Here is a 22,225-nt window from a genome sequence, read left to right as displayed (position 1 = left end):
GCTACTGCGCGAGGCCGTAGAGCCGGTCGCCGGCGTCCCCGAGCCCGGGCACGATGTAGCCCTTCTCGTTGAGCTTCTGGTCCATCGCGGCGGTCACCATCGTCACCGGTACGTCGACGTCGGCCAGGTCCTGCTCGACGCGCGCCACGCCCTCGGGAGCCGACAGCAGGCAGATCGCCGTGATGTCGTCGGCGCCGCGGTCGACGAGGAACCGGATGGCGGCGGCGAGCGTGCCGCCGGTGGCCAGCATCGGGTCGAGGACGTAGCACTGGCGTCCCGACAGGTCCTCGGGCAGCCGCTCGGCGTACGTCATGGCCTCGAGGGTCTCCTCGTTACGCGCCATCCCGAGGAAGCCGACCTCCGCGGTCGGGATGAGCCGCGTCATGCCCTCGAGCATGCCGAGCCCGGCGCGCAGGATCGGCACCACCAGCGGCCGCGGCACCGAGAGTCGCACGCCCTCGGCCGGGGCGACCGGGGTCTGCACCGTGACCGGCTCGACGCGCACGTCGCGGGTGGCCTCGTAGGCCAGCAGCGTCACGAGCTCCTCGGTCAGCCGGCGGAACGTGGGGGAGTCGGTGTCCGCGTCGCGCAGCGTCGTGAGCTTGTGCGAGATGAGCGGGTGGTCGACGACGTGAACGCGCATGGCGCTCACCGTAGCCAACTTCGCGCCGGTCCGGTCCAGCCGCCCGGCTCTGGTGGGCCCGTGCGGGGAGGTGCCATGATCGAGGCGGCGGCTGCTCCTGCGGACGCCGGCGTGCGATGTCGAGGAGGCCGTGGTGGCTGAGCCTGTCGAGGACGGAGTCGACTTCGCGCTCGCGGTCTTCTGCGAGGAGGGCGTCTGGCGGATCGAGGAGATCGACGAGGACCGGCTCCACGACACCGACATGCTGTCGGCCGAGCTGCGTCGCTGGCCCGGGGACTTCGGCTCGCTGGGCCTGGTGTCGGTCGACGAGGAGTTCTTCGTGCTGGGGCGGGTGAGCGGTGACAGCGCCCGCTGGCTTCTCAGCGACGTGACCGCCTCGCACGACTGGGCGCTGGCGCGCTCGGTGGTCGAGCAGCTGGGCATCCCGCTGCCGGCCGTCGACGACGAGCAGATGCCGGCCGGCGACCTCGCGATCGTCTCCGACCTCGGCATGCCGGCCAGCGCCCTCGGCGCGCTGCTCGACGACTACGACCTCTACCCCGACGAGATCCTCGAGCAGGTGGCCCGCGAGGTCGGCTTCGCCACGGCGTACGACGCGACCCTGGGTGCCCCGGCCTCGTGAGCACGACGTACGACGTGTCCGGCGGCGACTGGACCGAGCCGATGCGCGGGGCGCTGGTCGAGGCCCTGGACGCCCTGCGCACCGAGGACGTGCCCGTCGGCGCACTCGTCCTCGACGCCGACGGCAGCGTGATCGCGACCGGGCGCAACCGCCGCGAGGCCGAGCAGGACCCGACCGCCCACGCCGAGGTGATGGCGCTGCGCGGTGCCTCGCAGGTGCGCGGGTCGTGGCGCCTGGACGGCTGCACGCTCGTGGTCACCCTGGAGCCGTGCACGATGTGCGCCGGCGCGATCGTGCTCGCCCGCGTCGACCGGCTGGTGTTTGGCGCCCACGACCCGAAGGCCGGCGCCGCCGGCTCCCTGTACGACGCCGTGCGCGACCCTCGCCTCAACCACCGGCCCGCGGTCGTCTCGGGCGTGCTCGAGGTCGAGGCGGGCGAGCTGCTGCGGGAGTTCTTCCGCGCCCGCCGCGGCGCGCGGGGCGACCGGGGCCAGGCGCCGATCGTCCGCTGAGGGGCGATTTCTCCGCCTCGACCGACCTCTAGTACCCTCGTCCGCGGTGGCGTGTCCGAGCGGCCTAAGGAGAACGCCTCGAAAGCGTTTGTGGGTGAAAGCCCACCGAGGGTTCAAATCCCTCCGCCACCGCCGTGTGATGTCTCAGGACATCGACGAAGCCCTGTCCCGCGAACGCGGGACAGGGCTTCGTCCTGTGGCGTGGGGCCGCGCCCCGGCCGTCACATCTGCTCGGCACCCTGCTTGATGGCCTCGCGGATGCGCGTGTAGGTCCCGCAGCGGCAGATGTTGCGGATGCCGTCGAGGTCGGCGTCGGTGATCTCGCGACCCTGTCGCTTGGCCCGACGGACCAGGGCGACCGCAGCCATGATCTGGCCGGGCTGGCAGTAGCCGCACTGCGCGACGTCACGGTCCAGCCAGGCCTCCTGCATCGGGTGCAGGTCACCGCCACCGCCGTCGGGGGCGTCGGGCAGGCCCTCGATGGTGGTGATCTCGTCGGTGCGCTTGATCTGGTCGATCGGCACGGCGCACGGGTTGAACGCCTTGCCGTTGATGTGCGACGTGCAGGCCTTGCAGACGTTGATGCCACAGCCGTACTTGGGGCCGGTGACCCCGAGGATGTCGCGCAGGACCCACAGGAGCCGGACGTCGTCGGCGACCTTGACGGTGACGGTCTCGCCGTTGAGCTTGAAGGTGTGCTTCGGCATGGTTCTTCCTCGTTCGAGATCGTCGGGACTCAGTAGGTGAGCTTCAGGCCGTTGCGTGGCGACGGGGGGATCGGCGGCACGTAGGTCTTGGGGGTGAAGCTGAGCTCCTTGTGGTTGACCGGGAAGTACGTCGCCCGCCGGCCGGTGGCCTTCTCCCAGGCGCCGGCGACGGCGGCGAACGTCGAGGCGACGCCGGCCTCTCCCGCACCTCCGGTGACGTCGGTCCCGCTGTCGACGAGGATGACCTCCACCTTCGGCGGGGTGTTCCACTGCCGGGTGTAGAAGTAGTTGTCCCAGCTGGCCTCGAGGAAGTGCCCGTCGCGCAGGTGCATGCTCGAGGTCAGCGCCAGGGCGATGCCGTCGTTGATGCCGCCCTGCATCTGGGCCTCGAGCCCGCGCGGGTTGACCACCTGACCCACGTCGATCGCGAAGGTGACCCGGGTGACGCGCGGACCGGTGACGGCCTCGCGGATGTCGCGGTTGACCTGGCGCGGCCGGGCGTCGACCTCGACGAGCGCGGCGGACGCGCCCTTGTACTCCTTGTGGATGGCGATGCCCTGGGCGACACCCGACGGCAGGGAGCGACCCCACTGCCCGGCCTCGGCCACGGCCTCCAGCACGCCCCGGACGCGCTCGTCCTTGGCCAGCTCCAGCCGCAGCTCCAGGGCGTCCTTGCCGAGCTCCTCGGCGAGGTCGTTCATCAGCAGCTCGGCGGTGCAGCGCACGTCGGGGGAGTAGATGTTGCGCATCGAGCCGGTGTTGAAGCGCATGTCGACCTCGGTGAGGTTCTGCGCGACCGCGCCGACGTTGTAGCCGAGGTCCTGGGTCAGCTGGAAGACCGTCTGCGAGAAGGTCTGGTTCGGCGTCCCGCCCGGGCTCTCGGTGTAGAGCGCCGTGATGACCTCGCCCAGCCCGTGGCGGTAGTCGGTCTCCACCGAGGTGTGCTCCTGCACGAAGGAGACGACCTCGCCGGCCAGGACGTTGGCCTGGGCGCGGGAGGTGCACATCGGGTGGCCGCGCCCGGCGCGGGCGTCGTCGGCGCGGTGCCACATGAGCTTGACCGGCTTGCCCATCTTCTTCGAGATGAGTGCGGCCTCCATGGCGCCGTCGTAGAAGAGCCGACGCCCGAAGGAGCCACCCGCCGTGACGACGTTGCACTCGACCTGCGTCGGGCTCAGTCCCAGAGCCAGCGCGATCTTCTCCTGCGCGGTGATGGGCGACTTCATGCCCGACCAGATCCGCGCGCTGTCGGCGCGGACGTCGGCGATCGCGCTGTTGGTGTCCATCGCCGAGTTGCTGCGGAAGTGGAACAGGATGTCGCGGGTCAGGGTGGTGGCCGTCCCCGGGATCGACGGGGCCCCGTCCGGCAGCGTCAGCGGCACCTCGGCCGCACGCAGCTCGCGGGCGATGTCGGAGTCGCTCTGACCGGCCACCGGACCGTCCGCCCAGCGCGCCCGCACGCGTCGTACGGCGTCGATGCACTGGCCGAAGGTGCGCGCACGCACGGCGACCCCGAACTCCATCTCGGCGACGTCCTTGACGCCGCTCATGGCGAGGACCTCGCTGCGGTTCAGCAGACGCACCAGGGTGCCGTTGAGCGTGGGGGCGCGACAGACCATGGTGGGCAGCGCGCCGGGCACCTGGAGGTCGGTGGTGAAGTCCTTGCGGCCCGTGACGGCGTCGCGCGCGTCGATGCGGTCGTAGGGCCGACCGATGACCTGGAAGTCCTCGGCACCCTTGAGCTCGATCTCGCGGGTGACCTCGGGGAACGACGCGGTCCGGGTGACGATCTCGCCGTAGGTCAGGCTGCCGGACGGGCCGGTGACCACGCCCTCCTTCGACTCCAGGTTCGCCACCTCGTCGTCGAGCAGGATCGCGGCGGCGTCGAGCAGGGCGAGCCGTGCGGTGGCGGCGGCGACCCGGATCGGCGCGAACGTCGTGAACATGGTCTGCGAGCCGCCGGTGAGCTGGTTGAAGACCAGCTCGGGGCGGGCCGGCGCGAGCGTCACGTCCACCTGGGATACGGGGATCTCGAGCTCCTCGGCGATGAGCATCGCGACCGCGGTGGTGATGCCCTGACCCACCTCCATGCGGTGCAGCGCGAAGGAGGCCCGCCCGTCCTCACCGACCTCGACCTGGATGAGGTTCGCGGTCGGGCGGGTGGAGTCGTTGAGGAAGTCGAGCAGGTCGTAGGCCTCCGCGGGCTGCGGACCCGAGGGCACGACCGCAGCCGCGGGCGCGGTCACGGGCGACAGCAGGAAGTCGGCGCCGGCGACCAGGGTGGCCCCGCCCAGCACGTAGCCGAGGAAGCGTCGGCGTCCGACCTCGTGGTCGTGCATCAGCCCGCGGGGGCGGGCGTGCGTGGCGTCCGGTGCAGCGGCCGTACGCCGGTCCGGGCGCGGGTCGGACGGGGGCTCAGCGGTCATGGAGTGCTCCTGGGAGGTGGTGGCAGCGACAGGAACACACCTACAACGCCCGCTTCCTGTCCACCGACCGTAACCCGGGCGCGACCGATTCGGGCGCTTTCCGAGCCCGCGTCCTGATCGCGTGCTGCTCGTCTCGTGAGCTCGAGGGCAGCGGCGACTGACAACAGCGTTACTACCGGTGGGTATGTGGTTCACGGGGCGCTTGGGGCGGGAACAACTCACTCATGATCGGATTCCTCGTCGCGGGCCTCGTCATCGGCGCCCTCGCACGTCTCATCAAGCCCGGCCGACAGAACCTCGGCATCGTCGCGACGCTCCTCCTGGGGGTCGTCGGCTCCCTCATCGGCGGCACCATCGCCTACCTGATCGGCACCGGCTCCATCTGGGAGCTGGACTTCCTCGGCTTCGTCCTCGCCGTCATCGCCGCGGTCCTGCTCATCGGCACCGCCGAGGGCGTGCTGGGCAAGCGCAAGCACTCCACCGTCTGACCGCCCCGACGCCTCCGGTCCGGAGGCCTCGCGTCCACGTGCGTGCAGCCCGGTCCCCGTGGGGGCCGGGCTGCTCGTGCGTCCGGGGTCAGTGGCGGGCCACGACGCGCACGGGCTCGGTGCGCGCCCGCTGGTTCACCGCGGTGACGCACCCCATGGTGTCGCCCACCTTGCGGAATCCGGCGAGGTCGCCGGCGCCCCACCGGGCCGCCCGGGCGGTGACCCGGCCGAACATCATCTGCTTGTCCGAGCTGACGTGGCCCAGCCCGATCACGTGCCCGATCTCGTGCATGAGCACGTCACCCCAGGTGACGCCACTGCCGAACCCGCTGCCCATCCGGTCGTTGTAGCCCGCGTTCAGCACCACGCCGCCCTCGAAGGCGCGCTTCACCCGAGTGCCGTTGGCGAGGCGGTGGTCGGTCCAGTACGCCGCTCCGCCGACCCCGACCGCGGAGCCGTGGCGCTGCGCGAAGCTCTGGCCGCCGATCCACCCCACCACGATGTCGGCCCCCGAGGCGCCTGGGTCGATCGGCTGCGGGGTGACGTCGGTCGTGCCGGCGTAGACGAAGTCGAGGCCCGTGGCGGCGTGCACCCGGTCGAACGAGCCCGCGACCTGGTCGAGGCCGCCGCTCGGCGCGGAGGCCGGGTTGAACCTCCACGTGATCGGGCCGGAGCAGGAGTCCCACAGCCAGCGCGGGTTGGTCATGAAGGAGTGGGAGGCGGCGCTCCCGGCCGGGGCGTACGGCGGGCTGACGGTCACCTTCACCGGGTCGGTGGCGGACACGCTGCCCTGCTTGGTGGCGACGACGCGGAAGGAGAACGTGCCGTACTGGTCGGTGGGCACGTCGAGGACCAGCCCGCCCGAGGTCACGCGCGGCGTGCCGTCCGCCACCCGCCAGCCCTCGGGGAACTTGCGCTGCAGGCCGACCGCCGCACCGTCCACGCTCGACGGTCCGACGGTGGCCGTCATCGCCCGGCCGGCGACCACCGACCGGTCCGACCACGACACCGACGGGGCGGCCGCCGACGCTCCGGGCGCGGCCAGCAGGGGGGCGGCGACCACGGCGGCGGCGACCAGGCCGACCGGGCGCACGCCCGACGGGGGGCCGGAGCGCCGGCTGGAGTGCCGGGCTCGGAACAGGGTGGGGGTGGGGACACGACGACGCATCGAGCACCTCGGGACACGGGGGGACGGACCGGACAAGTCCGGCGGGCACTTCACGGTAGCCAGAGACGCAGCCGTTCGAGGGCAACTTCGACGTCCTGACGCGATCCGGCGAACGACAGCCGCACGAAGCGGGACCCCTCGGTGGTGTCGAAGTCGATGCCCGGCGTCAGCGCGACCCCGGTCTCGGCGAGCAGCCGGTGGGCGAACGCCATCGAGTCGTCGGTGAGGTGACCGACGTCGGCGTACACGTAGAAGGCGCCGTCGGCGGGTGCCAGCCGGTCGACGCCCAGGTCGCGGAGCCCGGCCAGCAGGACCTCGCGGTTGTCGGCGTAGCGCAGCACGTGGGCGTCGCACTCGGCGTACGCCTGCGGGGTGAACGCCGCCAGCGCGGCCCGCTGGGCCAGGGCGGGCGGGCAGATCGTGAAGTTCCCGGTGAGCACGTCGACCGCGCGGCGCAGCCGCGGCGGCACGAGCATCCACCCGATGCGCCACCCGGTCATCGAGAAGTACTTCGAGAACGAGGAGAAGACGACCGCCTCGCGGCTGGTCGACCACGCCGACGACGCGCGGACCGCGGTCCCGCTCGTCTCGGTCCCGCTCGTCCCGGCGCCGCCGTCGTAGGTGATGCCGTGGTAGATCTCGTCGCTGATCAGCTGCACCCCGTGGTCCTCGCACCACGCCGCGAGCGCGGCCAGCTCGGCGGGCAGCAGCATCGTGCCGGTCGGGTTGGCCGGGCTGGCGACCACCAGGCCCTGCACGGGCTCGCCGCGCGCCTGCAGCTCCTCGAGCATCGCCACGGTCGGCTGGAACCGCTCGGCCGGACCGGTCGGCAGCTCGACCACCTCGCAGCCGAGCGCCGTCAGCACGTTGCGGTAGCAGGGGTAGCCCGGCCGCGCGATCGCGACCCGGTCGCCGGCCTCGAACGCGGCGAGGAAGGCCAGCAGGAAGCCCCCGGACGACCCGGTCGTCACGACCACGTCGTCGGCCGCGACCTCGATGCCGTGCCAGGAGCGGTGGTGCCCGGCGATCGCCTCGCGCAGCTCCGGGATGCCGACCGACTCGGTGTAGCCGAGCAGGTCGCCGTCCAGCGCCCGCTTCGCCGCCTCGCGGACCGGCCCCGGCGCCCGCGTCGACGGCTGGCCCGCGACCAAGTTGACCAGGTCGCCGTGGCTGCGCTGCCGGGCGGCGGCCGCGGCGAGGAGGTCCATGACGTGGAAGGGCGGGACGTCGGCCCGGGAGGCCACGCGCAGCCGGCTCTCCAGGGCGTCGTACGAGCGGGGGGCGACCATGGCGCCCAGCGTAGGAGTCCGCCCCCTCGTCGCCGTCCGTGGCCGGGGGCGCGCGCCCCTAGGATGGAGGCCCGTCCACCACGACGCCCGCAGAGGAACCGTGACTTTCGACGTCGAGCAGCTGGACCAGTCGCTGCTGCTCGGCTCCGTCGTGGTGCTGGTGGCCATCGTCGCCGTACGGTTCACCTCGGTGCTCGGTCTGCCCAGCCTCCTGCTCTACCTCGCCCTCGGCGTGATCCTGGGTGAGTCGGGGCTGGGGATCGTCTTCGACGACGCCCAGCTGGCGCACGCGCTGGGCTTCGCCGCGCTGGTGGTGATCCTGGCCGAGGGCGGCATGACCACGCGCTGGTCCGACATCAGACCGGTGATGCGCACCGGCGCGCTCCTGGCCACGCTCGGGGTCGCGGTGAGCATCGTGATCATGACCGTGCTCGCCCACTACGTGCTGGGCTTCGGCTGGGAGCTGTCGGTGCTGCTCGCCGCGGTCACCGCCCCCACCGACGCGGCGGCCGTCTTCTCCGTGCTGCGGCGGGTGCCGCTGCCGCGCCGGCTCACCGGTGCGCTCGAGGCCGAGTCCGGCCTCAACGACGCCCCCACCGTGCTGCTCGTGACGCTGGTCAGCCAGGGCGACGCCCTCGACCACGGCGTGCTCGGCTTCGTCGGGATCGTGACGGCCGAGCTCGCCGGCGGCGTCGTCGTCGGCGGGCTGATCGGGCTCGCCGGCGCCCGCCTCATGCGGGGCGCCGCGCTGCCCTCGTCCGGGCTCTACCCGCTCGCCGTCATCACCATCTGCGTGCTCACCTACGCGGGCGCCGCGGCCCTGCACACCTCCGGCTTCGCCGCGGTGTACGTCGCCGCGCTGATCCTCGGCAACTCCGAGCTGCCCCACCGCGGCGCCACCCGGTCGTTCATCGAGGGGCTCGGCTGGTTGTCGCAGATCGGCCTGTTCGTGATGCTGGGGCTGCTGCTGTCACCGGCCCGCATCGACGGGACGCAGATCCTCCAGGCCGTCGTCGCCGGCTTCCTGCTCACCGTCGTGGCCCGTCCGGTGTCGGTGTGGGCGAGCACGGTGTGGGAGCGCACCTCGTGGCCCGACATGGCCTTCATGTCCTGGGCGGGGCTGCGCGGAGCGGTGCCCATCGTGCTGGCGACCATCCCGTTGTCGGAGGGGGTGGACGGCGCCGGGACGCTCTTCCAGATCGTCTTCGTGCTCGTCGTCATCGACACGCTGGTCACCGGCCCGACGCTGCCGTGGGTCGCGAAGCGGCTGGGCGTCACGACCGCCGGCACGGTGCGCGACATCGAGATCGAGGCAGCCCCGCTGGAGCGGATGGCGGCGGACCTGCTGGAGATCCGCATCACCAAGCGCTCGAAGATGTCCGGGGTGGAGGTCGGCGAGCTCCGGCTGCCCCCGGGGGCCTCGGTCTCGCTCATCGTGCGCGACGGCGAGATCAAGGTGCCCGAGCGACGCACCGTGCTGCGCCAGGGTGACGACGTCCTCGTCGTCACCCCCCGCAAGCAGCGGCTGGCCACCGAGGAGCGCCTGAAGGCGGTCTCGCAGCGCGGACGCCTGGCCCACTGGCTCGACTGAGCAGGGGCCGTCAGGCGTCCGTGAGCCGCCCGACAGCCGCTCGTCAGCAGCCCGAGCCCTCGGCGCGGGCGGTGATGCTCCGCGGGGCCTTGACCAGCCCCGCGTAGTCGTCGCCGACGACGACGTCGACGCCCGCGCCGAGGTCGCGACCGGTGACCTGCAGGAAGGTGTCCGTGCCGAACTGGCGGGCCACCAGCAGCGCGGCGGGGTCCTGGCGGCTGGCCGCCAGCACGCGGACGACACGCACGTCGCCGAGACCCGCCGGGGCGTTGCCGATGTCGCCGGCGATGAACCCACGGGCCGTGAGCTCCTCCTGGGTCCGCCCGGCCAGGCCGGAGCGGCTGCCGGCGTTGTAGACGCTGACGGTCACGTCCTCACGGGCGAGGCGGTCGCCGCGCTGCACGCCCTCACGGCACCGCACCTCCGAGGTCGTGTCGTCGTCGGCCACGGGAGCCGACAGCGAGCGCCACCCGACGTAGGTGCCGACCACCAGCAGCCCGAGGAGGACCACCAGCGTCACGGCGGTCAGCGCGCGACGGCTGCGCATCCGCACCCCTCCGTCCCGTCGCCGTGCCGGGCCCCGCGCGCGACCGGCGGGTGCGGCGGCGCGGGGTCCGGGCCGGGTCGCCCGGGAGCCGCGCGGTGGGAGGTCACCGGCCCAGGATAGGGAGCGACCCCACCGCTGTCGCCGGGACCCACGCCGCGCCCCTCGCGCTGCGCTGCCCCGGCGAGGTCGCGCGAGCGTGCCCGCGGTGCCGCTGCGGTCGTCGGCGGTGTCGGTTAGCGTGCCGAGGATGAGCGACAGCAGCGCGGGACCCAGCCCCACCCAGCCGACCGAGCCCGCCCCTCCCGCGGCCGAGCCGACGCTGGCCGACAAGGTCCGCCCCGGCTACGTCTTCGAGGGCCCGGCTCTCGAGCTCGGCGCGCTCATGGTCGACGCGACCACCCAGAGCGACGTCGCGATCCGCATCCCGCTGGCCATGCTGAACCGGCACGGCCTGGTCGCCGGCGCCACCGGCACCGGCAAGACCAAGACGTTGCAGCTGATGGCCGAGCAGCTGTCGGCGTACGGCGTGCCGGTCTTCGCCGCCGACGTCAAGGGCGACCTCTCCGGCCTGTCGACGCCGGGGGAGGCCAGCGAGCGGGTGACCGAGCGGGCAGCCGCCGTCGGCCAGGCGTGGGCGCCGACCGGCTACCCGGTGGAGTACTTCGCGATCGGCGGCGAGGGCACCGGGGTGCCCCTGCGCGCGACCATGTCGTCGTTCGGCCCGACCCTGCTCAGCCGGGTGCTCGGCCTCAACGAGACCCAGGAGTCGTCGCTCGGCCTGGTCTTCCACTACGCCGACAAGGCGGGCCTGCCGCTGCTCGACCTCGCCGACCTCCGCGCCGTGGTGCAGCACCTCGTCTCGGCGGAGGGCAAGGGCGAGCTCAAGGAGCTCGGCGGCCTGTCCTCGGCGACCGCCGGCGTCATCCTGCGCGAGCTCATCGGGTTCGCCGACCAGGGCGCCGACGCCTTCTTCGGCGAGCCGGAGCTCGACACCCGTGACCTCATCCGGGTGGCCCCCGACGGCCGCGGGGTCATCTCGCTGGTGGAGCTGCCGAACCTCCAGGACCGGCCCGCGGTCTTCTCCACCTTCCTGATGTGGCTGCTCGCCGACCTCTTCCACGACCTGCCCGAGGTGGGGGACCCCGACAAGCCCAGCCTGGTGTTCTTCTTCGACGAGGCCCACCTGCTCTTCACCGACGCCTCGAAGGACTTCCTCACTGCCATCACCCAGACGGTGCGGCTGATCCGGTCCAAGGGCGTCGGGGTGGTCTTCGTGACCCAGTCACCCACCGACGTGCCCGACGACGTGCTGGCCCAGCTGGGCTCGCGCATCCAGCACCAGCTGCGCGCGCACACCCCGCGCGACGCCAAGGCGCTCCGCGCGACCGTGGAGACCTACCCGCACAGCGCCTACGACGACCTCGGCGAGGTCATCACCTCGCTCGGCATCGGCGAGGCCATCGTCACGGTGATGAACGAGCGCGGCGCCCCGACCCCGGTGGCCTGGACGCGGCTGCCGGCGCCGCAGTCGCGGATGGGTCCGGCCGACCCCGCGGCGATGACGGCTGCGGTGGAGGGGTCGTCGCTGCACGCGACGTACGCCGCCACGATCGACCGCGAGTCCGCCCGCGAGAAGCTCGCCCAGCGGCTGGAGCAGGGGGCGGCCAAGGCCGAGGCCGAGGAGGCGGAGGCGAAGGAGCAGAAGAGCGCCAAGACCGAGAAGAGCGCCGGGACGGCGACAGCGCCCCGGACCGACCGCGTCAGCTACCCCGCGCCCTCGCGCGCCCCCTCGTCGCCGCAGGCCGACTCGATGGTCACCGAGGTGCTGAAGTCGCAGGCGGCCAAGGAGTTCATGCGCACCGCCGCCCGCGAGATCGCCCGCGGGGTGTTCGGGACCGGTCGCCGATGACCGTCCTCGACGACCACGAGCAGGTCCGCCGGCTGAAGTACGCCTACCTGCGGCACCTCGACCTCAAGCAGTGGGACGCCTTCGAGGCGCTCTTCGTGCCCGAGGCGACGGGCTCGTACGCCGAGCTGGCGTTCGCCGACCGTGCCGAGCTGGTGGGCTACATGCGCCGGCACCTGACCGACGAGATCCTCACGTTCCACACGGTGCACCACCCCGAGACCACCGTCGACGGGGACGTCGCCACGGCCCGGTGGTACCTCCACGACAAGGTGTTCGTCACCGCCCACGACCTCGTGATCGAGGGCGCGGCGTTCTACGAGGACCGGCTGCGGCGCACCGAGGACGGCTGGCGATTCACCCATACCGGGTACGAGCGGACGTTCGAGACATCCTGGAGCACCGCGGCGCTCCCGGGGTGGAACCTCAAGCGGGGCAGGGCGTTCGGGCTCCCCGCCAGTTCCCGGTGATGCCGCCCGCACCGCACGGCGGGGTGGCAGGATCGAGGCGTGTCTTCCGTGTCCGGGTCTGAGCCGCCCGCCCCCGACAGCGCGCCCCTGCGCGTGCTCGCCGTCGAGGACAACCCCGAGCTCCGTGAGTACCTCACCCTCGAGCTGCAGGACGCCGAGCTGATCGCCGGGCGGTCCACCGCGGTCACCGTCGCTCCCGACCTGCAGCACGCGATCGAGGTCATCCACGGCGGCGGCGTCGACCTGGTCCTGCTGGACCTGGGGCTCCCCGACTCCTCCGGGCTCGACACCGTCTTCCGCGTCTCCGAGGTCGCCCCGGCCATCCCGGTCGTCGTCGTGACCGGGAGCGTGACCGAGGAGCAGGCCGAGCAGGTGCTGCTCGCCGGGGCCCAGGACTTCCTGGTCAAGGGCACCTTCTCCGGCGCCGCCCTGCAACGGCTGCTGCGCTTCGTGCTGGCCCGGCACCGCCACACGCTCGAGCTGTTCACGAGCATGGCCCACAACGCCGACGACGACGACCTCACCCGGCTCGAGTCGCTCGGCGCGGCGGGGGTCGGGGTCGCCTCCCGGTCGCTGGGCCGGGTGACGCTGGCCGAGACCTACCCGGAGGCGTTCGCGTCCGCCCGGGACGAGTACTCCCAGCTGGTCCACAGCCGGCTCGAGGAGCGGGGGCTCCACGTCGACTACCAGGTGTCGTCGCGGACCCGGGCGGTCGCCTGGGACCTCGGCCACCTCCGGGCCACCCCCCGCGACGTGGTCGACGTACACCTCGCCGCCGTGCGCGCTCTCACCGAGGGCAAGGGACGCACCCGCGCCCGCGCCCTCCTCCGCTCGGGGGAGGGCCTGCTGACCGAGACGCTGGGCCACCTCGCAGCGTTCTACCGGGCCCAGGCGCTCGGTCGTCCGTCCGGACGCGGTGGGCCCGCGGCCGCCGAGGCTCGGGAGGACCAGTCGTGACAGCGAGGTTCCGGCTCTTCGTCGCGGGGGAGACCGCGCGGTCGCTGCGCGCTGCCGCCCACATCCGGTCGTTGTGCGCCGAGGCGCTCGACGACGACTACGAGCTGGAGATCATCGACGTGCTCGAGCGGCCCGACCTGGCCGACGAGGCGCGGATCCTGGCGACCCCCACCGTGATCAAGGCATCGCCGCCCCCGCTGCGGCGCGTCATCGGAGACCTGTCCGACCTGGAGAGGCTGGCCTCGGCCCTGGATCTCGAGCTTCCTGAGCCACCCACCCGAGGAGACCGGTCGTGACCGCACAGCCCAGCTTCGCCATGATCGACCGGGTCCCCACGGGGACCTCCGGCCTCGACCACATCCTGCGCGGCGGCATGCCGCTGGGCCGCACCACCCTGGTCTCCGGCACCGCCGGCAGCGGCAAGACCGTCTTCGGCCTGCAGTTCCTGGTCCAGGGGCTGCGCGTCTACGACGAGCCGGCCGTCTTCGTGACGTTCGAGGAGCGTCCCGACGCGATCCGCCAGAACGCCACCTCGCTCGGCTTCGACATCCGCGGCTTCGAGGCCGAGGGCAAGTGGGCCTTCGTCGATGCGGCCTACGACCCCGCGCTCGAGGAGGAGGTCGTCGGGCCCTACGACTTCGTGGCGCTGCTCGCGCGCATCGAGCACGCCGTCCGGGTCACCGGCGCCCAGCGGGTGACGGTCGACTCGATCGGTGCGGTGTTCACGCGCTTCGCCGACGCGCACGGCGTACGACGTGAGCTGCTGCGGGTGGCCAACGGGCTGCGCGACCTCGGCGTCACCGCCGTCATCACCAGCGAGCGCGCCGACGACTACGGCGAGATCGCGCGCTACGGCGTCGAGGAGTTCGTCTGCGACAACGTCCTCGTGCTGCGCAACCCCCTCGACGAGGAGTCGCGCCGCCGCACCGTCGAGGTGCTCAAGATGCGCGGCGTGGACCACCTGTCGGGCGAGTTCCCGTTCACGATCCTGCCCGGCGAGGGCATCGTCGTCATCACGCTGGCCGGCACCGACCTGACGGCCGGCTCGACCAACGAGCGCATCTCCTCCGGTCTCGCCGAGCTCGACGAGATGTGCAGCGCGGGCATGTTCCGCGACTCCGTCACGCTCGTGTCCGGCGCCACCGGCACCGGCAAGACGCTGCTGGTCACCGAGTTCATCGACGGCGGCGCCTCGCGCGGCGAGCGGTCGCTGATCATCTCCTTCGAGGAGAGCCGCGCCCAGCTCGCCCGCAACGCGATCGGGTGGGGTCGTGACTTCGACGAGCTCGAGGCGACGGGGATGCTGCGCGTCGAGTGCGTCTACCCCGAGGTGAAGTCGCTCGAGGACCACCTGGTGTGGATCAAGCGCATCGTCGAGGAGTACAACCCCGAGCGGATGGCGATCGACAGCCTCAGCGCACTGGAGCGCATCGCCCCGGCGCGCAGCTTCCGCGAGTTCCTCATCGGGCTCACCTCGTTCATCAAGCACCGTCAGATCGCCGGCATGCTGACCGCCACCGCGCGCACCCTGCTCGGCGGCGAGTCGACCACCGAGGCGCACATCTCCACGCTCACCGACATGATCGTGCTGCTGCGCTACGTCGAGATGGGCGGCGAGATCCGTCGGGGCCTGACGGTGCTGAAGCTGCGCGGCTCGACCCACGACAAGAAGATCCACGAGTTCACCATCGACAACTCCGGCATGCACATCGGAGCCCCCTTCCGCGACGTCACCGGGATCCTGGCCGGCAACCCACGCCACATGCCGGCCTCGGAGCTCGACGACCTCGCGAACATGTTCGACCAGCCGGACCTGTGATGCTGCCGATCCAGGACTCGGAGTCCCGGGTCACCCCCTTGGACCCGGCCGAGGCGATGCGCTTCGTCGACCGGGCTCCCGACGGGGTGGTCATGGTCGACGAGACCGGGGTCATCCGCTACGCCAACCAGGTGGCGCGCGACATGCTCGGTAGCGACACGACGCCGTTGGTGGGCCACGAGTTCGGCTTCCCGCTCGGCGACACCGACCGGGCGCTGGAGATCGAGCTGCGCGGCCGCGACGGCACCGTCCGGGCGGCGGAGATGCGTCTCACCCAGGTCGGTACGGCGACCGGGGCCGGCTGGGTGGTCGCCGTGCGTGACGTGACGGGCCGGGTGGAGTCGGCCCGCCGCGCGCTCGAGGCCATCCAGCAGCGCGACGACGCGCTCGCGGTGACCTCGCACGAGCTCCGCAACCCGCTCACCGTGCTCATGCAGGCCTCCCAGGCCCTGGCCGACACCTGGGACGAGCTGCCGGCGATCCGCCGCCTCGAGCTGCTGCGCCGGGTCAACCGCCAGATCTTCCTCATCAACGACACCGTGAGCCGGGTCCTCGACGCGGCCCGGATGGACGCCGGGCTGTTCCGGCCCGAGCCGCAGCGGGTGCTGCTGCTCGACCTCGTGCTCGACGGGCTGCCGGGTCTGGCCGAGCGCCCGGACCGGCTGAGGATCGACGTCGACGAGCGCGCCTGCGTCGAGCTCGACCCCGAGCACGCCTGGACGGTGGTGTCGAACCTGCTCGTCAACGCGGCCACGCACGCCCCGCACGGCGAGGTCGTCGTGGAGGGCAGCACCTCCGGGCGGTGGACGACGCTGGTCGTCTCCGACCAGGGCCCGGGGGTGCCCGCCGCCGACCGGCACCGGGTCTTCGACCGCTACACCCGCCTGGACCTGTCCTCCTCGGAGGGGACGGGTCTGGGACTGTGGATCGTCAAGTCGGTCGTCGAGGCTTACGGTGGGGAGGTGTGGTGCGAGTCCCAGGAGCCCGTCGGGGCTCGCTTCGTGTGCCGCCTCCCGTCCGGAGGCGATGATGATCGGACCGATCACGGCTCCTGAGCCCGGATCCCTGCGCTCAGCATCGCTGCTCACGGACCCGGTCCTCCAGGCGATGCCCGTCGGTGTCGCCGTCGCACGGGTCGCCGACCTGACCGTGGTGGAGGCCAACCCCGCCTGGACCGCGCTCTTCGCCCCGGCCGCCCAGCCGCAGGTGCTCTACTCGCCGGCCGACGCGGAGCCGGAGACCGCAGCCCGACCGATCCGCAGCGGCCTCTCCCGCGACGGCCAGTGGACCGGCACCGTGCGGGCTCGTCGGGGGACCGAGACCTTCTGGTGCCGGCTGAGCGTCGCGCCGGCGCGCGACGAGGTCCACCGGGCCGTCTGGGTGATGACCGCCACCGACGTCACCGCCGAGCAGGAGGCCGTCACCGAGGCACGCAGCGCGATCGCCCGGCAGCGCTCCGAGGCGGCCGCGTTGCTGCGCGTGCACGGGTTCAAGGACGAGTTCCTCACGGTGCTGTCGCACGACCTGCGCACGCCGCTGACCGCCGTCCGGGGCTTCGTCGACCTGCTGCGCACCGGACGCGGCCGCAGCGACCCGGCCGGTCTCAGCTCGATGCTGGACCGGATGGCGACCAGCCTGCAGGACATGACCCTGCTCGTGGACCGCTTGCTCTACTGGGGGATGCTCCAGTCCGGCACGGCCAGCATCGCGCCGCGGCCCCTGCGTCTCGAGGTGGAGGTGCGGGCGGTGGTCGAGCAGCTCGCCGACCTGCTGCGCGACCGCGACGTCCGCACCACCGTGCCCGGCGACCTCGTGGCCCTCGTCGACCCGGTCGCGCTGGAGCGCATGCTCATCCAGCTCCTGGCCAACGCGGTGAAGTACTCCGCCCCCGGCAGCACCGTCCTGGTCTCCGCCGTCGCGGCCGAGCCCGACGACGACAGTTGGCACCCTGTGCCCGAGGTGGTGGTCACGGTGACCGACCAGGGCCGCGGCATGCGGGCCGACCGGCTCGCCGCGCTCCACGAGCGCTTCGACGTCGGCCTCGGCCCGGCCACCTCGGCTCCCACGGCCGGCCTCGGGCTCGGCATCGTGCAGCGCTACGCCGCCCTGCACGGTGGCCGGGTGGAGCTCGAGAGCCGCCGACACCAGGGCACGACCGTGTCGTTCACCCTCCCGGGCCGCCCCCGCCCCGCCTGACCCCGCCCCTGACCCCGCCCGCCGCATGTCACGGCCTGCCCCATGTCACGGTCTGCCGCATGTCACGGCCTGCCGCATGTAACGCGGGGTTATGGACGCCCCTCAAGGCGTACGACGCGGGGGAGGCGTCCATAACCCCGCGTTACATGGGCGCTGACGGAGAGAAGTGCCCGGACCCTCGACGTCAGGCGGTCCAGCGCACCGACTCGGCGTAGAACTGCGCGGCCGGGCTGACCCCGTCGAGGTCGGCGCGCTCGGCGTACAGCGTGGTGAGGCCGGCGGCGGTGCGTGCGCGACGGCGCACGTTGCGCACCGCGGCCAGCTCGTCGGCTTCGATTCCAGCGGTGTCGTGCAGCGTCGTGGTGGTGACGTCCATGGGATCCTCCTGGCCCTGGTGGGGTCGTGAGGTCCTAGAGAACCAGGTCTGCTCGACGGCGGTGTGGCCGCCGCGTTACGGGGACGTGACGCGCCGCACCTCCCCGCCTGGAAGGCGAGAATTCCTTGCAGGGCAAGGCGAAACCGATCAGTCGCCGTAGGACTGCGGAGCGGCGCCGGGCTCGGTGCGGCCGTCCTCGGCCGGGGGTACGCCGTCGTCGGTGCCGGGGGTGCCGTCGGCACCGCCCTCGGGGGTCATGGCCGCGGTCTCGCTGACCTGCCCGCCCTGGGGCTTCTCCTGCTGGTCGTCGGAGTGCTCGTCGGGGGCCGAGGCGTCTGCGGGGGAGGTCATGGCGCGATCCTACGGAGGCTCGCCAACGTCTCGCGCGACCCGGAACCCGACCGATTCGCCGCTGCCCGCCCCGGCCGGGTATCTTCTGCGGCGGAGGATTCGCCTAGTGGCCTATGGCGCTCGCTTGGAAAGCGGGTTGGGTTAACGCCCTCAGGGGTTCGAATCCCCTATCCTCCGCCGACGCGCACGCTCGGTTGCGCCCCGACGGCCCCGGTCCACGACCGGGGCCGTCGTGCGTCCGGCCCGTCACGCGACCTTCACCCACCTGCTCCAGTCGTCCTGCGGTGCGTAGCCAGCTGCGTGCCAGAGGGCCGCGCCGGAGGCGTTGTCGTCGAGGACCATGGCGCAGAACCGCTCGGCTCCGAGGTCGCGGAGGCGTTCCTCGGCCTGTCGCAGCAGGAGCCGGCCGAGTCCTCGGCCACGACGGTCCGTGGCCACCGCGAGGCGGTAGATGTTCGCCCGCCACCCGTCCCAGCCACTGACGACCGTGCCCACGATCCGTCCTCCGGCCTCGGCCACGAGGACCGCCTGGGCGTCGCGGTCGAGCAGCCGACCGACGAGCTCCGGCCGATCGGGGGGACGTGAGCCGTTCTCGCCCGCGACGGACCAGAACGCCAGCAGCCCTGCGATGTCGTCGTGGGTGGCGTGGCGCAGGGTGACGTCGTCCATGCCGCGACCCTTGCACAGCGGGGTCGGTGCGTCGGGATGGCGCAGACGCTCAGGCGCGGGCGTCGCGCGCGGCGGCGGCCTGGATCGCGGTGATGGCGATCGTGTAGACGATGTCCTCGACCGTCGCGCCCCGCGACAGGTCGTTGACCGGCTTGCCGAGCCCCTGCAGCATCGGGCCGATGCTGACGACCGAGGCGCTGCGCTGCACCGCCTTGTACGTCGTGTTGCCGGTGTTGAGGTCGGGGAACACGAACACGTTGGCCCGTCCGGCGACCTGGCTGTCAGGAGCCTTGCTGCGAGCCACCGAGCCGGTCGTGGCGGCGTCGTACTGCAGCGGACCGTCGACCAGCAGGTCCGGCGCGCGTCGTCGCACGGCCGCCGTCGCCTCGGTCACCTTGACGACGTCCTCGCCCGAGCCGGACGTGCCGGTGCTGAAGCTGATCATCGCCACGCGGGGCTCGATGCCGAAGGTGCGCGCCGACTCCGCGCTCTGCAGCGCGATCTCGGCGAGCTGCTCGGCGTCGGGGTCGGGGTTGATGGCGCAGTCGCCGTAGAGCACGACCTCGTCGGGCAGGCACATGAAGAACACCGAGGAGACCAGGGAGACCCCGGGCGCGGTGCCGATCACCTGCAGGGGCGGGCGGATCGTCGCCGCCGTGGTGTGCGCGGCGCCGGCCACCATGCCGTCGACCTCGTCGAGGTGCAGCATCATCGTGCCGACCGTGATCGGGTCGGCCAGCAGGTCACGAGCGGCGTCGGGCGTGAGTCCCTTGCGGCTGCGCGCGGCGACGAGCGGCTCGACGTACCGCTCGACGACCTCGGTCGGGTCCACCACCTCCAGCGACGTCGGCAGCGTGAGCCCCAGGCCCTCGGCCTGCGCCGCCACCTCGGACGGCGCCCCGAGCAGCACGCACCGTGCGATGCCGAGCTCGTGGCAGCGGATGGCGGCGCTGACGGTGCGGGGCTCGGTGCCCTCGGGCAGCACGATGCGGGCCCCGCCCTCGCGCGCCGCGGCCACCAGGCGGCGGCGGAAGGCCGGCGGGCTCATCCGCGGCACGTGGTCGGCGGTCGGCAGCGACGTCAGCCACGCGGCGTCGAGGGCGTCCGCCACGGTGTGCATGACCAGCCGCGCGCGCTCGGCGTCGTCGACCGGCACCTCCGGGTTCATGTCGTGCACCGCGGTCGCCGTCTCGTAGCTGTTGCGCGCGGTCCGCAGCACCGGCAGCCCCGTCGTGGTCGCGGCCCGGCACAGGTCCCAGACGCGCGGGTCGGGGTCGAGGCCGAGCGTGAGCAGCAGCCCGGCGAAACGGGTGCCGTTCATGGCGGCGAGGCAGACGCTCAGCACGATCTCGTGGCGGTCGGCGGGCACGAGGACCAGCACGCCCTCCCGCAGCAGCGGCAGGATGCCCGGCACCGCCTGCGCCGCGACGATCACGTCCTTGACCCGCCGGTCCTGGTCGCCGGCGTGCAGCACCTCGACCTCGAGCCCGGCCACCGCGTCCGAGACCCGCGGCCACCCCAGCTCACGGCGCAGCGGCACCGCGCCGACCAGGGCGAGCTCGCGGCGCTGCAGGGCCCCGCGCAGCACGGCCACCGCGTCGTCGCCGGTCTCGGGCAGGCGGTTGACCACGGCGCCGACCACGCGGTCCTTCTCGCCCGAGCGGTAGGTCCGGGCGGTGATGCCGATGGTCTCGGCCAGCCGCTCGGCGACCTCCTGCGGGTCGGCGTCCACGCCGGGGTCGCGCTCGAGCGTCCCGGGGGAGCCCACGAGCAGCACGTCGGCGTCGAGGGCGTTCGCCAGCGCGACGTTCGTGCGACCGGCGTACACCAGGCCGGAGCCGGGCACGAGACCCTCGACCACGAGCACGTCGTGCTCGGCCAGCAGCGGCTCGGCCGCGGCGACCACGTCCTCGAGCAGGGTGTCGAGCTGGTTGCGGCTCAGGGCCTGCTCGACGCGACCGGCCGGGATCGGGTCCGGCGGGTCGAGCGCGGTGGTGAGGCGCACCAGCGCGGTCGAGTGGTCGACGGTGCTGCCGTGGCTGCCCGGCTGCGCCAGCGGCTTGTAGAAGCCGACCTTGACCCCCTGCTGCTCCAGCCCCTCGAGCAGCCCGAGGCAGACGGCGGTGAGCCCGACCCCGTGGCCGGTGGGTGCGACGAGCAGCGTGCGGGTCATGGCGTCCCTCCGGAGACGAGGCGGGCGGTGTCGCGCGCGATGACGAGCTCCTCGTCGGTCGGTACGACGAGCGCGGCCGGTCCAGCGGTGGACGACGGGTCGGTGGCCCGGTCGACGCGGCCCCCGGTGCCGCGACCGTGGCGGGCGTTCGCCTCGGGGTCCTCGTGCAGCCCGAGGACCGCCAGCCGGTCGAGCACGCGGCTGCGCACCAGCGACGAGTGCTCCCCGATGCCTCCGGTGAACACCACCGCGTCGAGGCCGCCGAGCGCGACCGTCAGCGCGCCGACCGTCTTGGCGACGCGGTAGCAGAACACCTGCACCGCGAGGGTCGCCGGCTCCGATCCCGCCTCGGCGGCGTCGCACAGGGTGCGCATGTCGTTGCTCAGCCCGGAGAGGCCGAGCAGCCCGCTGCGGGAGTTGAGGGCGGCCAGGACCTCCTCGGCCCCCACCCCCTCCTGCGCGGCGACGTAGCCGATGACGCCCGGGTCGACGTCGCCGCTGCGGGTGCCCATGACGAGCCCCTCGAGCGGGGTGAGACCCATCGTGGTGTCCACCGAGCGGCCCCCGTCGACGGCGGCGGCGCTGCAGCCGTTGCCGAGGTGGAGCGTCACGAGCCGCAGCGACTCCAGGGGGCGCCCGAGCAGCTCCGCGGCGCGCTCGCTGACGAACCGGTGGCTGGTGCCGTGGAAGCCGTAGCGACGCACACCGTGGTCGGCGTACCACGCCGTCGGGACGGCGTAGCGGTAGGCGACCGGCTCCATCGTCTGGTGGAACGCGGTGTCGAAGACCGCGACGTGCGGCAGGTCGGGGAGCGCGGCCTGCGCCACCTCGACGCCGCGCAGGTTCGCCGGCATGTGCAGGGGAGCCAGCGCGACCAGCCGGTCGAGGTCCGCGCGGACCCCGGCGTCGACGACCACGGAGTCCGAGAACCGGCTGCCGCCGTGGACGACGCGGTGCCCGACCCCCGTCAGGGTGCTCCGCTCGGCGTCGGTCAGGCCCTCCACGAGCCGGGTCAGGGCCTCGTCGGCGGAGATCGCGCCGCCGGCGGGGTCGGGGGCGGCCGGCGCGTGGCCCGGGCCCTCGGCGCGGTGGACGTGGAGGGCAGCGTCGGGGCTGCCGAGCCGCTCGGCCAGCGCGGTCACCGGTCGGTGGCCGGTGTCCGGGTCGACGACCGCGAGCTTCACCGAGGAGCTGCCCGCGTTGACCACCAGCACGTGGCCCGTCATGCCCGGCCCGTCACGTCCGCCATCCGGGCCTCCTCGCGGCCGCTGTCCGTCGATCGCCCCGATCCTCGCACGGCCACCCGCGTTGGTCG

Annotated in this window: 22 protein-coding genes and 2 tRNA genes; 13 read left to right on the top strand and 11 right to left on the bottom strand. The window is 73.0% G+C overall.

All coding sequences use genetic code 11. From position 1 onward, the window contains the following. Position 1: 1 nt before the first annotated feature. Positions 2-643, bottom strand: coding sequence for a uracil phosphoribosyltransferase (upp, locus tag G7072_RS16220; RefSeq protein WP_166088195.1), 642 nt, complete (start codon positions 641-643; stop codon positions 2-4). 133 nt (positions 644-776) lie between these two features. Between upp and G7072_RS16215 the strand changes: the two genes are divergently transcribed. From G7072_RS16215 to G7072_RS16205, 3 genes are all read left to right on the top strand, one after another. Beyond that, positions 777-1,265: a tRNA adenosine deaminase-associated protein gene (locus G7072_RS16215; RefSeq protein WP_166088193.1), complete on the top strand. Its 489-nt coding sequence runs from the start codon at positions 777-779 to the stop codon at positions 1,263-1,265. Then, the gene (gene tadA, locus G7072_RS16210) at positions 1,262-1,777 is read left to right on the top strand and encodes a tRNA adenosine(34) deaminase TadA (RefSeq protein ID WP_277343379.1); all 516 of its coding nucleotides are present in this window, start codon (positions 1,262-1,264) and stop codon (positions 1,775-1,777) included. The genes G7072_RS16215 and tadA overlap by 4 nt, the downstream gene beginning before the upstream one ends. 45 nt (positions 1,778-1,822) lie before the next feature. Continuing rightward, positions 1,823-1,909 (top strand) — tRNA-Ser (locus G7072_RS16205). Positions 1,910-1,998: 89 nt separating this feature from the next. Here the strand turns inward: G7072_RS16205 and G7072_RS16200 are convergent. Next, entirely contained in the window at positions 1,999-2,484 is a 486-nt protein-coding gene (locus tag G7072_RS16200) for a (2Fe-2S)-binding protein (protein WP_166088191.1), read from the bottom strand. A 29-nt stretch (positions 2,485-2,513) separates the two neighbouring features. Then, positions 2,514-4,910 carry a molybdopterin cofactor-binding domain-containing protein gene (locus tag G7072_RS16195; RefSeq protein ID WP_240916996.1) on the bottom strand — a complete coding sequence of 799 codons (2,397 nt, stop codon included), beginning with the start codon at positions 4,908-4,910 and terminating at the stop codon, positions 2,514-2,516. A gap of 224 nt (positions 4,911-5,134) precedes the next feature. Here G7072_RS16195 and G7072_RS16190 point away from each other — a divergent pair, with 224 nt between their 5' ends. Beyond that, positions 5,135-5,398 (top strand): hypothetical protein, encoded by a 264-nt coding sequence (locus G7072_RS16190; protein WP_166088189.1) that lies wholly within the window; start codon positions 5,135-5,137, stop codon positions 5,396-5,398. An 88-nt stretch (positions 5,399-5,486) separates the two neighbouring features. Here G7072_RS16190 and G7072_RS16185 read toward each other — a convergent pair whose 3' ends face one another. Both G7072_RS16185 and G7072_RS16180 read right to left on the bottom strand, forming a co-directional pair. Next, entirely contained in the window at positions 5,487-6,566 is a 1,080-nt protein-coding gene (locus G7072_RS16185; protein WP_166088187.1) for a matrixin family metalloprotease, read from the bottom strand. A 50-nt stretch (positions 6,567-6,616) separates the two neighbouring features. Next, positions 6,617-7,855: a pyridoxal phosphate-dependent aminotransferase gene (locus G7072_RS16180; protein WP_166088185.1), complete on the bottom strand. Its 1,239-nt coding sequence runs from the start codon at positions 7,853-7,855 to the stop codon at positions 6,617-6,619. Positions 7,856-7,955: 100 nt separating this feature from the next. Here G7072_RS16180 and G7072_RS16175 point away from each other — a divergent pair, with 100 nt between their 5' ends. After that, the gene (locus G7072_RS16175) at positions 7,956-9,446 is read left to right on the top strand and encodes a potassium/proton antiporter (RefSeq protein ID WP_240916995.1); all 1,491 of its coding nucleotides are present in this window, start codon (positions 7,956-7,958) and stop codon (positions 9,444-9,446) included. 43 nt (positions 9,447-9,489) lie between these two features. Here the strand turns inward: G7072_RS16175 and G7072_RS16170 are convergent, their stop codons facing one another. Beyond that, a complete protein-coding gene (locus G7072_RS16170; protein ID WP_166088180.1) occupies positions 9,490-9,993 on the bottom strand; it encodes a LytR C-terminal domain-containing protein in 504 nt (167 codons plus the stop codon). Positions 9,994-10,240: 247 nt separating this feature from the next. Between G7072_RS16170 and G7072_RS16165 the strand changes: the two genes are divergently transcribed. Genes G7072_RS16165 through G7072_RS16135 form a run of 7 tightly spaced genes read left to right on the top strand, consistent with a single transcriptional unit; the run spans position 10,241 to position 17,341 of the window. Then, positions 10,241-11,902 (top strand): helicase HerA-like domain-containing protein, encoded by a 1,662-nt coding sequence (locus G7072_RS16165; RefSeq protein WP_166088178.1) that lies wholly within the window; start codon positions 10,241-10,243, stop codon positions 11,900-11,902. Beyond that, entirely contained in the window at positions 11,899-12,369 is a 471-nt protein-coding gene (locus G7072_RS16160; RefSeq protein ID WP_166088175.1) for a nuclear transport factor 2 family protein, read from the top strand. The genes G7072_RS16165 and G7072_RS16160 overlap by 4 nt, the downstream gene beginning before the upstream one ends. 39 nt (positions 12,370-12,408) lie before the next feature. Then, positions 12,409-13,326: a response regulator gene (locus G7072_RS16155; RefSeq protein WP_166088173.1), complete on the top strand. Its 918-nt coding sequence runs from the start codon at positions 12,409-12,411 to the stop codon at positions 13,324-13,326. Beyond that, positions 13,323-13,622 (top strand): circadian clock KaiB family protein, encoded by a 300-nt coding sequence (locus tag G7072_RS16150; RefSeq protein WP_166088171.1) that lies wholly within the window; start codon positions 13,323-13,325, stop codon positions 13,620-13,622. The genes G7072_RS16155 and G7072_RS16150 overlap by 4 nt, the downstream gene beginning before the upstream one ends. Continuing rightward, on the top strand, positions 13,619-15,145 hold the full coding sequence (kaiC, locus tag G7072_RS16145) for a circadian clock protein KaiC (protein WP_206063173.1): 1,527 nt from the start codon (positions 13,619-13,621) through the stop codon (positions 15,143-15,145). Before G7072_RS16150 ends, kaiC begins: the two co-directional genes overlap by 4 nt. Continuing rightward, positions 15,145-16,200: a PAS domain-containing sensor histidine kinase gene (locus G7072_RS16140; protein ID WP_166088169.1), complete on the top strand. Its 1,056-nt coding sequence runs from the start codon at positions 15,145-15,147 to the stop codon at positions 16,198-16,200. Before kaiC ends, G7072_RS16140 begins: the two co-directional genes overlap by 1 nt. Beyond that, positions 16,175-17,341, top strand: a complete 1,167-nt coding sequence (locus G7072_RS16135) for a HAMP domain-containing sensor histidine kinase (RefSeq protein WP_166088168.1) — start codon at positions 16,175-16,177, stop codon at positions 17,339-17,341. The genes G7072_RS16140 and G7072_RS16135 overlap by 26 nt, the downstream gene beginning before the upstream one ends. A 184-nt stretch (positions 17,342-17,525) precedes the next feature. On the opposite strand, the gene G7072_RS16130 is transcribed toward G7072_RS16135, so the two are convergent. Together G7072_RS16130 and G7072_RS16125 are read right to left on the bottom strand one after the other, a co-directional pair. Further along, positions 17,526-17,717, bottom strand: a complete 192-nt coding sequence (locus G7072_RS16130) for a hypothetical protein (protein WP_166088166.1) — start codon at positions 17,715-17,717, stop codon at positions 17,526-17,528. Between the two features lie 147 nt (positions 17,718-17,864). Beyond that, entirely contained in the window at positions 17,865-18,068 is a 204-nt protein-coding gene (locus tag G7072_RS16125; RefSeq protein ID WP_166088164.1) for a hypothetical protein, read from the bottom strand. Positions 18,069-18,160: 92 nt separating this feature from the next. On the opposite strand from G7072_RS16125, the gene G7072_RS16120 reads away from it, so the two are divergent. Further along, positions 18,161-18,245, top strand: a tRNA-Ser gene (locus G7072_RS16120). A 69-nt stretch (positions 18,246-18,314) separates the two neighbouring features. Here G7072_RS16120 and G7072_RS16115 read toward each other — a convergent pair. The 3 genes from G7072_RS16115 to G7072_RS16105 are packed head-to-tail and all read right to left on the bottom strand — an operon-like array spanning position 18,315 to position 22,136. Beyond that, positions 18,315-18,737, bottom strand: coding sequence for a GNAT family N-acetyltransferase (locus G7072_RS16115; RefSeq protein ID WP_166088162.1), 423 nt, complete (start codon positions 18,735-18,737; stop codon positions 18,315-18,317). A gap of 49 nt (positions 18,738-18,786) precedes the next feature. Next, positions 18,787-20,910: a phosphate acetyltransferase gene (pta, locus tag G7072_RS16110; protein WP_166088160.1), complete on the bottom strand. Its 2,124-nt coding sequence runs from the start codon at positions 20,908-20,910 to the stop codon at positions 18,787-18,789. Further along, positions 20,907-22,136: an acetate kinase gene (locus tag G7072_RS16105; protein WP_166088158.1), complete on the bottom strand. Its 1,230-nt coding sequence runs from the start codon at positions 22,134-22,136 to the stop codon at positions 20,907-20,909. The genes pta and G7072_RS16105 overlap by 4 nt, the downstream gene beginning before the upstream one ends. Positions 22,137-22,225 lie beyond the last annotated feature (89 nt).

The organism is Nocardioides sp. HDW12B (genome assembly GCF_011299595.1).
Taxonomy (GTDB): Bacteria; Actinomycetota; Actinomycetes; order Propionibacteriales; family Nocardioidaceae; genus Marmoricola_A.
The sequence above is the reverse complement of the archived record's forward strand: the minus strand, read 5'-3'. Positions and strand labels throughout refer to the sequence as shown.

Coding starts and splice junctions, on each gene's coding strand:
- upp (WP_166088195.1), bottom strand. CDS start 643: ATGCGCGTTCACGTCGTCGACCACCCGCTCATCTCGCACAAGCTCACG.
- G7072_RS16200 (WP_166088191.1), bottom strand. CDS start 2,484: ATGCCGAAGCACACCTTCAAGCTCAACGGCGAGACCGTCACCGTCAAG.
- G7072_RS16195 (WP_240916996.1), bottom strand. CDS start 4,910: ATGACCGCTGAGCCCCCGTCCGACCCGCGCCCGGACCGGCGTACGGCC.
- G7072_RS16190 (WP_166088189.1), top strand. CDS start 5,135: ATGATCGGATTCCTCGTCGCGGGCCTCGTCATCGGCGCCCTCGCACGT.
- G7072_RS16185 (WP_166088187.1), bottom strand. CDS start 6,566: ATGCGTCGTCGTGTCCCCACCCCCACCCTGTTCCGAGCCCGGCACTCC.
- G7072_RS16180 (WP_166088185.1), bottom strand. CDS start 7,855: ATGGTCGCCCCCCGCTCGTACGACGCCCTGGAGAGCCGGCTGCGCGTG.
- G7072_RS16170 (WP_166088180.1), bottom strand. CDS start 9,993: ATGCGCAGCCGTCGCGCGCTGACCGCCGTGACGCTGGTGGTCCTCCTC.
- G7072_RS16165 (WP_166088178.1), top strand. CDS start 10,241: ATGAGCGACAGCAGCGCGGGACCCAGCCCCACCCAGCCGACCGAGCCC.
- G7072_RS16160 (WP_166088175.1), top strand. CDS start 11,899: ATGACCGTCCTCGACGACCACGAGCAGGTCCGCCGGCTGAAGTACGCC.
- G7072_RS16140 (WP_166088169.1), top strand. CDS start 15,145: ATGCTGCCGATCCAGGACTCGGAGTCCCGGGTCACCCCCTTGGACCCG.
- G7072_RS16135 (WP_166088168.1), top strand. CDS start 16,175: ATGATCGGACCGATCACGGCTCCTGAGCCCGGATCCCTGCGCTCAGCA.
- G7072_RS16130 (WP_166088166.1), bottom strand. CDS start 17,717: ATGGACGTCACCACCACGACGCTGCACGACACCGCTGGAATCGAAGCC.
- G7072_RS16125 (WP_166088164.1), bottom strand. CDS start 18,068: ATGACCTCCCCCGCAGACGCCTCGGCCCCCGACGAGCACTCCGACGAC.
- G7072_RS16115 (WP_166088162.1), bottom strand. CDS start 18,737: ATGGACGACGTCACCCTGCGCCACGCCACCCACGACGACATCGCAGGG.
- pta (WP_166088160.1), bottom strand. CDS start 20,910: ATGACCCGCACGCTGCTCGTCGCACCCACCGGCCACGGGGTCGGGCTC.
- G7072_RS16105 (WP_166088158.1), bottom strand. CDS start 22,136: ATGACGGGCCACGTGCTGGTGGTCAACGCGGGCAGCTCCTCGGTGAAG.